A 13,752-nucleotide genomic window follows, 5' to 3' on the forward strand; every position below is an offset into this window, starting at 1 on the left:
ATTAAAGAAGCTACTTGTCATCAGGAGTTAACTATACTCTAACAGTCACTTGTTTCTTTTGGCGTCGCTAATTACAAGAACCATTTCAGCTATGAGAGACATAACGTCACAAGCTTGTTTTAGCTTCATCTAAATGAGCATATCGACCGCTGTGGGTTCCAAAGGTGGAAATGCTCTAATTCCAACTCCTTTAAATCTTGTTCATACCTGCTCACGATTTGATTCCAAGTTTAGTTTTCTTTCCCATAAAACTTGGGATTTTAAAAAAAACCGGAACCTATAAAAAATGCTCCGGCTATTCAACAAATCTAAATTATCCATATTTCTACAATTACACTTTGGCTCTGAGCAAGTTTTATCACAGTTGAGAAAGAAGGCTAAGCAATAGGCTTGACAATAAGTTTTACACCAATATATCTTCTAAAAGATCCTACCTGAAATTCCTACCACCAGGAAAGATCTCCGTCTGTACACCGGGCTTTCTGACCTGGGTTCTTTTATTAACCGCCTGCGAAGCGTATTCATCTTTCTCATCTGCCCGTGAAAGTGTCTGAACAGCCGGATCAGTCTGGTTCTGGTGCATTTCTTTAAGAAGATAAGACATATCGTAGCAGTGCCGCACGATCACGTGCGTGACCTGCCCTTCTCTTTGCAGCTTGCCTTCAACCATCAGCAGTCTTGCTCTGAGAATCTCTTTTCGGTACTTCTCAAAAAGGCTTTCAAAGAGCACCAGGTTACAAAACCCGGTTTCATCTTCGATCGTGATAAAACAGACACCACCTGCAGTGCCCGGCCTTTGTCTGACCAGCACAAGCCCCGCTACGCGTAAGATCATGCCATCTTTGTACAGATCCAAAGCGCTGGTCGGAATAGCTCTTTGCTGTGCAAGCCCATCTCTGACAAAACTGACAGGGTGCGTTTTCAAGGAAAGTGAGGTGGAAGCATAATCCTGCACCACATGCTCTGAAGCGCTCATTTTGGGAAGAGCGACATCCGGCTCAAAATCACTTTGGGCCGGATGCCCTTTGAAAAGCCCATCCGGCCGGTCAGTGAGTGCTGTCGTTTCCCACAGCGCGCGTCTTCTGTCAAGGCCCATTGAGCGGAACGCGTCAGCATCAGCCAGTTTTTCAATCGCCTGTTGGGACACACCTGCATCCCGGATCTGGTGAATGCTGTTGTAGCAGCTGCTTCTGCAGGAGAGCAGAATCAGCATATCCGTTTGGGCAAGCCCTTTAACCTGACGGAAACCCAGCCGGATACTTTTGTATTTGTCCCCTTCATCTATCAGCGTGTTGTCCCAGTCAGACAGGTTTACATCAATAGGTAATACTTTCACACCATGCTTTCGGGCATCAATCACAATCTGAGCAGGCTGATAAAAGCCCATCGGCATACTGTTCAGAAGCGCTGTAGCGAACACATCAGGATAAAAGCATTTCATGTAACAGGACACATATACCAGCAGCGCAAAACTGGCAGCGTGGCTTTCCGGGAAACCATAACTTCCGAAACCTTCCAGCTGCTTGAAGATACGCTGCGCAAATTCAAGACTGTATCCGTTGGCCAGCATACCCTCGATCAGTTTCTTTTCGTACTGCGCCACCAGCCCCTTGGCTTTAAAGGTAGCCATGCTTCGGCGGAGCCCGTCGGCTTCAGCGGGCGTGAAGCCTGCCGCCACGATCGCTATTTTCATCGCCTGCTCCTGAAAGAGCGGAACACCAAGTGTGCGTTTGAGGATCTCTTCAAGTTCTTTGGAAGGGTACTCAATCTTTTCTTCACCATTACGCCTTCTCAGGTAAGGATGCACCATATCGCCTTGTATCGGCCCCGGCCTAACGATTGCTACCTCGATCACCAGATCATAAAAAGTCTTAGGCCGAAGCCTTGGCAGCATCGACATCTGCGCGCGGCTTTCGATCTGAAAAACGCCGAGTGTGTCTGCATCACTGATCATATCATAGACCTCTTTGAGATCCTGCTTTACATTGGCCAGTGTGTAGTGCTTGTCATAATGCTTTTTAGCCAGATCAAATGATTTTCTGATGCACGTCAGCATGCCCAGCGCCAGTACATCGATTTTCAAAAAACCCAGCGCATCAATATCATCCTTGTTCCATTCGATGTTGGTGCGGTCTGCCATGCGGGCATTGATCACCGGACACAGATCGGTGATCTTGCCTTCTGTGATCACAAAGCCTCCGGTATGCTGGCCGAGCTGCCGTGGAAACCCCATAAACTGAGAGGTAAGCTCCAGGACTTTTCTCAGGTGCGCATCATCCGGGTTAAAGCCGTGTTCACTGATTCTTTTTCCATCAAACCACTCATCGGTAAACTCCCAGATCGAGTTAGCCAGCCTTCCGATCGCATCCTGGGACATGCCCATCGCTTTGGCTACATCGCGGATCGCTCCCCGTTGGTGAAGCTGAGTGACCGTAGCCACGATCGCCGAACGGTCGCGGCCATACTTGTTGTAGATATACTGGATGACTTCCTCGCGCCGCTCGTGCTCAAAATCAACGTCAATATCAGGCGGCTCATTTCTGGCGGAAGAGATAAAGCGCTCAAAAAGCAGATCAAAATTGGTCGGGTTCACAGACGTGATGCCGAGACAAAAACAGACTGCTGAATTAGCTGCCGATCCCCTGCCCTGACACAAAATTCCCTGCTCCCTGGCAAAGCGCACAATATCATAAACCGTCTGAAAATACGAAGCATAATTCTTCTCTTCTATAAATTTAAGCTCATACTCCAGGGTCTGTTTTACTTTCTCAGGGATCGTGCCTTCAAAGCAGTCCGGCGCCATCTTCCAGGTCAGATACGTCAGCTGTTGCATGGGTGTTCTGCCTTCTGTAGTAATCTCTTTGGGATACTCGTATTTTAAACTGTCCAGTGAAAACCGGCAGGCATCTGCCAATACCTGCGTATTTCTGATAGCCTCCTTGTAAGCACGGAATAATCTGAACATTTCAGTTTCGGGTTTCAAATACCGCTCTGCGTTCTGGTGCAGTCTGAATCCTGCCTCGTAGATGGTACATTTCTCACGGATACAGGTAACGATATCCTGCAGCTGACGCCTGTCAGGGTGATGGTAGTGTACATCGTTGGTAGCCAGAAGCGGAATATCATAACGTTTCGAAAGCTGATCAAGCCGGAATAAGATTTTAGCATCATCCCCCCGGTAGGCTCTTCTTGCGGCCAGGTAAAGCGCAGCGCCCAGTCTTTGTTTATACTCTTTCAGATCATTAGCAAAACCTTCATCAAATTCAAAGGATTCATTCAAACTCTGAGGTGGCAGCACGACAAACTGAAGCCCTTCTCTGCAGTCGTACACATCGGCTTTGTAAAGCAGGCACTTCCCTTTTTCGGTGCGCGAATTACCCAGCGATAAAAGCGCGGATAATCTGCTATAGCCGGCTGTATCTACCGGATACACCAAAAGACTGGGTCCATCTGCCAGGTTCAGACGGCAGCCTACTATGATGCGGATCTTTCTGGCTTTGGCTGCACTGTGTGCCCGCACGATCCCTGCCAGTGTGTTATGGTCTGTGATGGCAATCTCACTGTATCCCAGATCAGCCTGAGCTATCAGCTCTTCAGGGTGGGAAGCCCCTCTTAAAAAAGTAAAATTGGTCGTGACTTCCAGTTCGGTATATCTCATCGCTGTTCAGGAAAAAAAACCATGTATAAACCACTCTGCCAGATCTTTTCCGTAATGCCCCAGGCGAAAAATCCAGTAGCGTGCGCCCTGATGGTCTTCGATGATATAATAGTCCCGGTGAAGGCCAGCTTGTATCCACCACTCCTGCTCTATACGCTCAGGGCCATCTGCCTTGATTACATTATGGATCGTGCCCAGGTAACGAAAAAGCATCGGCGGGTAATCCGGAACGGGCGCTGTTACATAGATCTTTTCAGGCGCAGACAAAAGGTTAATCGGCCTTGGCCTGTCAGTCCGCCATTTGAAAGCAGGCGACTGGGCCAGTGAGCTGGCCGGTTTCACAGAACGCTCCGGCCAGTAGTGCTCATCTGGCATATAGCGGTTGATGCTGTCCTGCCCTGTCTTATTGGTAATCGTATCCAGCAGCTCGGCGATCTGAGCGCCTGCGCCTGTGGCAGACTGGCTCCAAAGCATCTGGGTATGCTGCACGGTATCTTCCAGCATGAATGCTTCCAGGATAAAAAGCTCAAATCCCAGATCCGGGCGAAGCTTGGGAATTTGAAGGGCGAAAAGTTTAAACAAATGCGATGTACTGCAGGACGCAGCATGCGTACCGATCTGGATCTGCTGCTGAGTGCCATCCATTCTGTGAGCAGTCAATACTGCTTTTCTGAGCCCTTTGGACTGTTTGGAAAGCTTTTGACAAATCGCTTCCAGCAGCTTTTGCACCGCCATCTCTATGGCGGGTGCAGTCCGTACCGCGTCCATGCAAGGCAGGCTTTCTTTACAGGGCTCAACAGGCTCAACCTCTGTAAGCAGCTCGGGCGCGTGGCCCAATGCCTGGTCCAGGCGAAGCAGCAGCTGCGCACCGAACCTTCGTCTGAGCACTGCTCTGGGCATATGCATAAAAGCGCCGATCTGATAAAAGCCCAGTTTCTCCAGTTTTTCAATGACTGGCGCATCCAGTCTGAGCGCCGCCGGAGAAAGTCCTGCCAGTGCATCCGCCTGACCGCCAGGTTCTATGATGGCTTTCACCCGGCCGTAGCGGCTATTTGCCCAGGCAGCCGCGGGCGTATCCGCGATAGCACAGCGTACATGGTAACCCAGGGTTTTTAAACGCTGATTGATATCGATCAGATAAGGTTTTTCCCCTGACCATAAATGCGCACATCCTGTAACATCAAGCACCAGCCCGTCTGGCAGATCTACCGCTACAACCGGCGTATAGCGTAGTGCCCACTGTCCGATGCTGACCAGCAGCTTTTGGGCAAGGTCCGGCTTGTCTTCCAGCACCTTCAAATTCGGGAAGATAGCCCTGGCATCAGCCAGCACCATACCGGGCAGAATCCCTTTGCGCTCGGCCTCAATACTGCTGGCGGTGATCACCATACGTCCCCTGCTGGGAGCGGCCAGCACAAAAGCTGTCTCTTTCAGCTCTGGCGCGCGGACTGCGCGCTGATCAGCAAGCAGGTATCTAAACCAGATGGCTGCGTATCGGTTTGGCATATCAACCTATTTTTAAAAGCGTTTCTGACTGCAAAGTCTTGGCCTGATTGTGACTGAAATAGCCAGGCATCCACGCTATATTCCAGCTTCCCGGCTCACCGTTGCGCACTTTCAAAAGCTCGACATGCCAGTGAAAAAAACCTACGCCCGGCATCCCGCCACAAAGTGCGCTTGCCAAAGACGAAATTCTCCAGCGGGCTGCAGCTGCGGTATGGTTGATCACTGCCGGATTTATCCGGTGCATCAATCCGGTCACATGGCTTTGCTCTACGGCCAGCTGCAGGCGTCTTGATTCTGTCAATCCGATCTCTTTGAGCTCTGCGATCACGGCAGACAGCGCCTGGCATTTCAGACACTGCTCGATGATCCAAAGCAGATCCTTTTGATTTTTCACATCAATGAATATGACCCGGTCCGGATCCACACCAAAGAATTTCAATCCAGGCGGAAAAACGGTCCTTCGGCAGCTGACCCAGACACTCATGCCGCCGGGTTTCATGATCTTACCCAGCACGGCGGCCATAAAACCACTGGTGGCAGCGGCCTGCTCACTGCCCTGACTGATCAGCTCATGCACGCAGCCCACCGGAAACACGCCGTTTGGGAAAGCATTCTCCAAGGGCCCTAAACCGAAGTTCATCCGGTTGTTATGGGTAGCGCTCTGATATCCCTGACGCTCTAATATGTCCTGCCGGAGCTTGCTGATCAGCTCACTTTTTATGTTTGGCTGCTTCATATTTAGATTATTTAGTTATATTTGATACGATTTGTATCAAATTATTGATTGTAATTATAACAAACATATTATGGATAGTCAAAATATATTTTTCAATAGCAACATAAAATTCCTTCGGGAACGGCTAAAAATGAGCCAGGAAGCCCTGGCTGTAAAGGTTCATTTAACCCGTACAAAGCTCAATGCGCTTGAAAACGGGCATACCAAGGCGCCACAGCTGGCGGATTATGTGAACTACTCCAATTTTTCAAGATCAGTATTGATAGTCTGCTGCGCGTGGACCTTTCCAAACTCTCCGAGCTTAAACTGCGCGAGCTGCAGGCGGGAAACGATGTGTATCTGACGGGAGGAAAAATCCGGGTTCTGGCGATTACTGTCGACAGTGAGAATAAAGAAAACATCGAATATGTGCCTGTGAAGGCCAAAGCCGGCTACCGTGCAGGATATTCCGATCCGGAGTATCTGGCCGCGCTACCCAAATTTTCGCTTCCCAACCTGCCCGAAGGTACATTCCGTATGTTTCCCATCACAGGAGATTCGATGCTGCCGTTGCCAGATGGCGCGGACGTAATCTGTCAGTTTGTACAGGACTGGACTGCTATCAAGCCCGGCACCTTGTGCATCGTGATCCTTCGCGGTGAGCAGGAATTTGTTTTCAAAAAAGTAACAGTAGATGCTTCAACAGGAATATTTATTCTTGAATCTTTAAATACTGCGTATCAGCCCTACCAGGTGGGTCTTGACCAGGTGCTTGAAATCTGGAAATACCACAGCTACCAGTCCAGCATCGTTCCGGAAGCAGTGGCTGAGGTTCAGCATATATCAGCTACACTTAATGAAGTGCTCAAAAGACTGACGCTGATTGAAGGTAAGGTTCAGGGGTGATGGAATTATAATAATAAAACTGTAAATCGCCTAAAACCAGCACTGACCGTGCTTATGACCGCGTAAAGTTTCTACTTCAGCTTAAGGTCAGGATGCAGCATTATACGGACTATTTAGATAGTCTGTGGTATAGAATTGAAACCGAACAGTATGGGATTCTCAAACATGAGAATATTTAGCAATGGCATAAATGGATATACCATTCATTTTATGCCAGCCTTTTATTTATCAAATCTATATTTGCCTGACTAATACCGTATTCTTTTGCCAAAGTCTTCCACTTTCCCAAAGCAGCTTTTGTTTGTTCAATACTTTCATCTACAAGAGCTTTGGACAGACCCGCTTCAATACCCAGCTTTATAAGCTGCTTGCCGCCAGGGTTTTTTCCCTCTCCCATTACCATTGTACTTTGCTCTCCCCCTGGACCATTCGAAAACGTTAGATCATAAGCTGGTGATAACTTCCATTCCCCTTTATCATCCATTAGAAAACTAAAGTTTTTGGCATGGTCATCACGGTTATGGGCCAGCACATTGAATACAGCCAGTCTATACATTTTCTCAACTTCCCGGATGTCTTTAGTAAGCTGACCAGTTAGCGTCAGTAAATCTTCATAATCTAATGATGGTGTCCGGAAATCACTATGCAATAACCCGCTTACCGTATGCATATGATATCTTTTGTACCATCCCGATCAAAGCGTTTCGCTGCAAAATATCCGCATCCTTTACTAGCTGTAAATAAATGAGCTTCTGACATTGCAACACCCGCCTCTTTTGCCATCAGAGCATATAAATATTCAATAGCGCCAGAATCCAGTCCGTCTTGCGAATTCGGGAACTTGACCAGCCAAGGTTCAAATCCATTGGCAAGTTGCTTTGCTCCATGAGCTATGTTCTGACGTATCTTGTCAACCCCTATAAGTGCTTTGGGCTTTGCCCCGGCAGATGATCCATTTAAAGACAGTAGCTCCTGAATAATCTCTTCTGAACTTCATGTAAGAACTTCCCCAGCTTGCTGAGCAAGTTGATCCAGATCAATCAAGCCATCTTCTATATCCGACGAACTAAAATCCGGTTCATATACTAAGGCTCCCATTCCGTAAAATCCCACATGTGCCAAACGATCCAGTGGAGTAATATCGGGCGGCATTATGGTTGCCGCAAAAAGCTTAAATGCTCTGATCAACGGCAAAGCCAATGTTATCACTCCCACAAGTTGTATTTCATACCAAATCGATTTAATTATTTACATACGTTTTTGTATTATCGAGGTAAACATCTTTATTTACGAATAAATAAACCTCTCTTTACGTGTACCCTATGGTTACAGCTTTGATATTTCTAAAAATAAGTCTTTTCAGACTATCTGTAACCTTTAACACCCACCCTTGGATCCTTCTGTAAATTGTTTAGCTGCAATGTTTGCTGCACTGGATCTTGATGGCTAAACCGCTTAGTGTCCAACTCTGTTACAACGGGTGGTATCTCCCCATTTAAGCCGACCATGTGATTAGCAAAACAGCACAGATTCGTACAAACAAACCGTAGTCCGCCAAAGCAATTGCTATGTGCAGAAACAGCAGCGACTCAGTGACCCATCATCAGCAAAACCCAATAGCATCAATGATCAAATACAATTTCTTTCAATCAATTAAATACTCAATTTTTTAAATTTTTTATGAAAAACTTCTTCTTAATCGTTCTTGCAGTTTTTATTTACCAAAGTGCCTATTCGCAAAACAATGTGGGTATCAACACAGATAACCCGGATGCAAGTGCTGTACTGGATGTGTCCAGTACTCAGAAAGGATTGTTGATTCCCAGAATGACATTGGAGCAAAGGGGCTTGATTGCTACACCCGCCAAAGGTCTTCTGATATTTCAGATTGATGGTACACAAGGTTTTTATTTTTACAATGGTACTACCTGGACAACGTTGAACGGAATTGACGGTGCAACGGGCCCTGTAGGACCAAATGGCCAACCAGGTGCTACTGGTCCAGATGGACCTACAGGCCCAGCAGGCCCGGGCTTTGCGAATGGTTCTGCAGCCGCTCAGGTATACCTGACCTCTGGCGCAAGTCCTTTCGCACCTCAGTCACCGGTATCAGTCAGTGGTGATATTACGATCAATAGCTCTGGAAGTACAACTATTGCCAACAACGCAGTTACCACAGCTAAACTTGCAAACAATTCTGTAACGACACAGAAAATCAGTGCGACAGGTACAGCTGGTGCAACCACATTTTTACGTGGAGATGGGTCTTGGGCCGCTCCTTCTGCCGGTGCTTCTTCAAGCGGCCGATTTGCAAGACGTGCAAATGACCTACAAGTTGGTTCGTCGGACTATCAGGATGCGGTCAGTATCAATCTTGAGGCTAATAAAACTTACACGATCTACTCAAAGGTCGTTTTGCAAAGAGCGGGCTCGGTCAATGTAGATATGAACTGCAGAGTAAAATTCACTTCTGATGATGCCATCTGCCTTAGTGGCGGCGTTTATTACACTGGAGCCTTTAAAACAGGAACAAACTTTAGCAGTACTGGCGGGTTTGATTCAGATCCATTAACTGGTGTTGCCGCATCGGCTGTCGTTAATTCAAAGTTTATTGTAGAAACAGTCATTCAAACCGTTACTGCCGGAACACTCACAATTCAGGTGAACAGAAGATCATCCAGCACTGAGAGTTACTTCATCAGATCAGGCACATATATCACAGCTACTCCACTCAGTGAGTAAAACCAACCGCCCAAAATCGTAGATCTTATAAAAAATATGGAACTCGAATAACATGAATAATATATCATTTCTGATAATTTTGGCACTTTGGTTCTCCTGTGCCAGACAGGCCAGAGCGCAAAATGCACTGACGTTAAACAGTGCAAAAATAACAATCACAGCCGGAAGCACCCTGCGCGTGAATGGTGGAACCCGTTTGCTTAGCGGCAGTGATTTCAACAATAACGGCAGCTTTTCTTCATCCGGGAAACTCACTACCGATCAAACGATGGCGGCAGGTTCATTGGGAACTGTTACCTTTGATGGCACCTCCAAACAGACAGTTGACGGAAGCGGAATCTTTCTTGCAAAAAATGTTGTGGTTAACAACCCTGGCGGCATACAGTTAAACAGCCCATTGCAAGTGGAAGGCAATATATTGCTTACAAATGGCATTATAAGTACCTCCTCTTCATCTGCGTTGATTTTGACAGAGAGTGCCACTGTTACCGGTCCATCTGATATCAGCCATGTGAATGGGTATGTGCAAAAAGAAGGGATTGGTACTTTTAGTTATCCTGTGGGCAATGGAAGCAAAATCCAATCCATTGTAGTTGATTTGGACGCAAACAATAGTGGATTCCTGGTTAAATATATCACTGGTGATGCTGGTGCTGCTAGCTTTGGGACAACAGGAGCTTCAAACATAGCATTAGAAAGCTACAATGCGCAGGAGTACTGGGATCTAAAGCCAGTCAGTACAGCGTCAGGCCGGGTGACTGTGTTTTGGGATGAAATTAATAACGCCTCAATAACAACTTCGGAAAACATCAATGTTTTTAAAGTGGCTCACAAAACATCATCAGGCTGGCTGAATGAGGGATCTTCACTTGTTACAGGTACTATTGGCAGCGGATCAGTAACCAGTCAGACCATATCGAGCTGGAGTCCATTTACACTCGGGGCCATATCCGAAGCTGCTTTGCCGGTCACCTTGGTCGATTTTGGTGCGCGTCTTGTCGAAAAACAGATTTTGATCGAGTGGAATACGACCCGGGAATCAAATGCATCGCATTTTGAGGTTGAAAAAAGCGTTGATGGAAGGCGTTTCAGCGTAATTGGAGAAGTGGACGCTTCAGGCAATAGCACCTCATTGGCTCGATATTCTTACCGGGATGATAATACCATAGCTTCGGGCCGAATTTTCTATTACCGCCTGCGGTCAGTTGACATCGATGGGAGTTTCAGTTACAGCCGAATCACTTCCGTTAAAATTCCTGATCAAAACTTAACATCATCCGTTTACCCTAATCCGGTACTCAAAAAAGAAATGATAATTGTTGAGTCAAGTAGTGATGCTGATCAGGTTACCGTTTACAATCTACTTGGAACAAAGTCGCCTGCTACAACAAGGCGCTTGTCTGCCGGAAAGATTGAAATCAATACATCCCAACTTACCAACGGGATGTATTTAATCAGATTGGACGCAGCAAATAAAACAGTCTATCATAGATTGATCGTCCTGTAAGAGTTTTGAATTAAAATGCAGAAATGAAATCCACTTTCTGTTAAAGTAATCTGTCCGAAAAATTGTGATGCTTTTGAAGGGAAATCTGTTAATTACCTGAAAAGGCATCACAAATTATATAAAGTAAAACAGCTTCTGAAAAGCCAGACATGCGACGATCCGAAAAATCAGCTACGATTAATGAAGTACTTAAAGACTGACACTGATTGAGAGTAAAGTTCAGGGATTGTAAGTACCACATTTATCAGACAGCTATTTCTTTAGTTTTTAATTGTCGAGTTTTCGGGGGGGGAGGTCAAGGGCTAATGGAACCTCGCATCTTTTACATGAAACGGCAAGCAGAGATTACTGACCAACATTTAGCATACTGTATCTTTTGGGCTTAACGCCAATCATCTCCTCGAAGACTTTGCTAAAATGTCCCAGGTTCGAAAAGCCTAATTTATACCCTACTTCCGAAACAGACAACCGCCCTTCTTTGAGCATACGTGCAGCCTGCTGCATTCTGGCATGTTGAAAATAGCGGTATATGCTCCTACCGAAAACCTGACTGAATAACTTTTTCAGCTTGGTCTGACTCATTCCTGAGAATGCGGACAGCTCAGCAATTGAAGGTGCATCTTCAAAATTCTGCAACAGTAGCTCCTTAACCTGATAAAGCATATTTATATCAGCAACATTCACACTACTCACCTTTTTCTCATCCCGGCTGACCAATCCGATCAGCAACTGACAAATGAGCTCTTGGGCTTTGAGCCTGTAATAAAAGTCCGAAAGAGATACCGGTATTTTAGCGGTCACGATATCTTCGACCACTTCAAGTAGCGGCGCAAATACAAATTCTTCAAATAGCAGTGGCTTACTGTTTTCCAGAATGGTATTCACCAAGGGATGATTCAGCTGGTTTCCCAACAATTCCCTCAGGTAGCCCGCATCAATACTTAATGTAACAGTATTTTGAAAGGTGTTCTTCGGAACAAACTGCTCCGCATTTAAGCCCTGCGTGGCTATCTGTACAGATGGTAATGATTTACCTGAAGATATTTCAGACGAGCTGATGACATTTCTCAGACTGAAAATGAGCATGTCGGACGACTGATTTCTGCGAACGATGGCAAAATCCTGCTTCAGTTCGTAATGCAGTATGATCATCCTTAACCGGTGAGCGAAATTAAATCCCTGCATATAACCAATGCCAAACTTCTCAGGTACCTCTACCCTTCCGTTATCAACAGTACTTCCGACCTGTTTGGCGAATGCGTCCAGCATCCCGGTTCCGTCTTTGGATCTGATTTTAATTTCCATAAAGCCATTTACATGTATGAGCTTAGCAAATTAGCCAATTTTGCTCGACTAAGGCGCTGAAACCGCTATCAAAATTTAGTTGATGAAATAGCAGCCCACCGCAGGACACCTTATAGTGTCCTGGTAAGAAACTAAAACATATCAACCAACCTAAATTTGGCCGTTTACGATTATTTTTGAGCCTTATACGAATATTATAGCAACATAAGGCAATATAACTTTGCATCATAAATCAACGAAAAAGATTATGGTTAATAAATCAATTGCTATTATCGGAGCAGGGCCCGGCGGACTCACCCTTGCCAGACTGCTAGAGTTAAATGGTTTTAAGGTGAAAGTATATGAAAGAGATGCTGATCAAAACGTACGCCAGCAAGGCGCAACACTGGATCTGCACGAAGAGTCGGGATTGAAGGCTCTGATAGCAGCCGGCCTGCTGCAAGAATTTAGAAAACATTATCGCCCTGGCGCGGATAAATTGCGCCTGACTGACCATAACGCGATAATCCATTTCGATGACCATACTATTGAAACGCACCAGGAGCAAAGCAGTCCACCTTTCCGGCCTGAAATAGACAGAGGTCCTTTCCGTGATCTGCTGGTGGCATCACTGACAGAAGGTACCGTTGTATGGAACGCCAAATTTGCATCCCTGGAACCAAAAAACGAAGGCTGGAATATAATATTCGAAAATGCAGATACCGCGTATGCCGATTTTGTCATTGCAGCAGACGGGGCAAATTCCAAACTCAGAAAATACATAACCGGTATAAATGCTGTTTACTCAGGGCTGACCATCGTAGAGGGAAATATCTATAACGCGGCTGTTAATGCCCCGAATCTTTGGAAACTTGCCAGAGGCGGTAAAGTCTTTGCACTGGGAGAAGAGAAAAGCATCATTCTGAGCACCAAAGGAGATGGCTCACTGTCCTTTTACACAGGAAGCAAAGAGCAGGAAGAATGGGTAAAAACCTCCGGTATCAATTTCCATCACAAAGCATCAATCTTCGACTGGTTCAAAGTACGTTTTGCTGATTGGGGCAGTGAATGGCACGAGCTATTCGACAGCGATGAAAGTTACTTCGTACCCCGTCCTCAGTACCATTTTCCTTTGGACCAACAGTGGGAAAGCCTGTCAAACCTTACCATGTTGGGTGATGCTGCGCACCGTATGCCTCCCTATGCAGGGGAAGGGGTAAATATCGCCATGCTGGATGCACTCGAACTTGCAGAGCAGCTCACAGCAGCAGATTTCAGCAATATGAAAACTGCCATTTCAAATTATGAACATGAAATGCGCCGCAGAGCAGCTGAAATTACCGAAGTCACTTTACAATCCATGGAGAACATGCACCAGAAAACAGGGCTTCAATACCTGGTGAATACATTCCGTCTTATCCACTGACCAGGATC

General features: G+C 46.2%; 12 protein-coding genes. 5 read left to right on the forward strand and 7 right to left on the reverse strand.

Going from position 1 to position 13,752, the window contains the following annotated elements; all coding sequences use genetic code 11:
- Positions 1–430: 430 nt before the first annotated feature.
- The 3 genes from AC1XUE_RS14560 to AC1XUE_RS14570 are packed head-to-tail and all read right to left on the reverse strand — an operon-like array spanning position 431 to position 5,900.
- The gene (locus tag AC1XUE_RS14560; RefSeq protein ID WP_483356711.1) at positions 431–3,658 is read right to left on the reverse strand and encodes an error-prone DNA polymerase; all 3,228 of its coding nucleotides are present in this window, start codon (positions 3,656–3,658) and stop codon (positions 431–433) included.
- 6 nt (positions 3,659–3,664) lie between these two features.
- A complete protein-coding gene (locus tag AC1XUE_RS14565; protein WP_483356712.1) occupies positions 3,665–5,164 on the reverse strand; it encodes a Y-family DNA polymerase in 1,500 nt (499 codons plus the stop codon).
- A gap of 1 nt (position 5,165) precedes the next feature.
- The gene (locus tag AC1XUE_RS14570) at positions 5,166–5,900 is read right to left on the reverse strand and encodes an ImuA family protein (RefSeq protein ID WP_483356713.1); all 735 of its coding nucleotides are present in this window, start codon (positions 5,898–5,900) and stop codon (positions 5,166–5,168) included.
- Between the two features lie 130 nt (positions 5,901–6,030).
- On the opposite strand from AC1XUE_RS14570, the gene AC1XUE_RS14575 reads away from it, so the two are divergent.
- Entirely contained in the window at positions 6,031–6,243 is a 213-nt protein-coding gene (locus AC1XUE_RS14575; protein ID WP_483356714.1) for a hypothetical protein, read from the forward strand.
- Entirely contained in the window at positions 6,177–6,785 is a 609-nt protein-coding gene (locus AC1XUE_RS14580) for a S24 family peptidase (protein WP_483356715.1), read from the forward strand. Before AC1XUE_RS14575 ends, AC1XUE_RS14580 begins: the two co-directional genes overlap by 67 nt.
- 208 nt (positions 6,786–6,993) lie before the next feature.
- Here the strand turns inward: AC1XUE_RS14580 and AC1XUE_RS14585 are convergent, their stop codons facing one another.
- Genes AC1XUE_RS14585 through AC1XUE_RS14595 form a run of 3 tightly spaced genes read right to left on the reverse strand, consistent with a single transcriptional unit; the run spans position 6,994 to position 8,000 of the window.
- Positions 6,994–7,455 (reverse strand): type II toxin-antitoxin system HipA family toxin, encoded by a 462-nt coding sequence (locus AC1XUE_RS14585; protein WP_483356716.1) that lies wholly within the window; start codon positions 7,453–7,455, stop codon positions 6,994–6,996.
- On the reverse strand, positions 7,443–7,766 hold the full coding sequence (locus tag AC1XUE_RS14590; protein ID WP_483357996.1) for a HipA domain-containing protein: 324 nt from the start codon (positions 7,764–7,766) through the stop codon (positions 7,443–7,445). The genes AC1XUE_RS14585 and AC1XUE_RS14590 overlap by 13 nt, the downstream gene beginning before the upstream one ends.
- A gap of 12 nt (positions 7,767–7,778) precedes the next feature.
- On the reverse strand, positions 7,779–8,000 hold the full coding sequence (locus AC1XUE_RS14595) for a hypothetical protein (RefSeq protein ID WP_483356717.1): 222 nt from the start codon (positions 7,998–8,000) through the stop codon (positions 7,779–7,781).
- A 465-nt stretch (positions 8,001–8,465) separates the two neighbouring features.
- Between AC1XUE_RS14595 and AC1XUE_RS14600 the strand changes: the two genes are divergently transcribed.
- Both AC1XUE_RS14600 and AC1XUE_RS14605 read left to right on the forward strand, forming a co-directional pair.
- Complete coding sequence (locus tag AC1XUE_RS14600) at positions 8,466–9,527, forward strand: collagen-like triple helix repeat-containing protein (protein ID WP_483356718.1); 1,062 nt, start codon at positions 8,466–8,468, stop codon at positions 9,525–9,527.
- A gap of 52 nt (positions 9,528–9,579) precedes the next feature.
- A complete protein-coding gene (locus AC1XUE_RS14605) occupies positions 9,580–11,034 on the forward strand; it encodes a T9SS type A sorting domain-containing protein (protein ID WP_483356719.1) in 1,455 nt (484 codons plus the stop codon).
- A gap of 345 nt (positions 11,035–11,379) precedes the next feature.
- Here AC1XUE_RS14605 and AC1XUE_RS14610 read toward each other — a convergent pair whose 3' ends face one another.
- On the reverse strand, positions 11,380–12,339 hold the full coding sequence (locus AC1XUE_RS14610; protein ID WP_483356720.1) for a helix-turn-helix transcriptional regulator: 960 nt from the start codon (positions 12,337–12,339) through the stop codon (positions 11,380–11,382).
- Between the two features lie 247 nt (positions 12,340–12,586).
- On the opposite strand from AC1XUE_RS14610, the gene AC1XUE_RS14615 reads away from it, so the two are divergent.
- A complete protein-coding gene (locus AC1XUE_RS14615) occupies positions 12,587–13,744 on the forward strand; it encodes an FAD-dependent oxidoreductase (protein WP_483356721.1) in 1,158 nt (385 codons plus the stop codon).
- Positions 13,745–13,752: the final 8 nt, after the last annotated feature.

The organism is Dyadobacter sp. HNCC25DJ187, assembly GCF_056895255.1.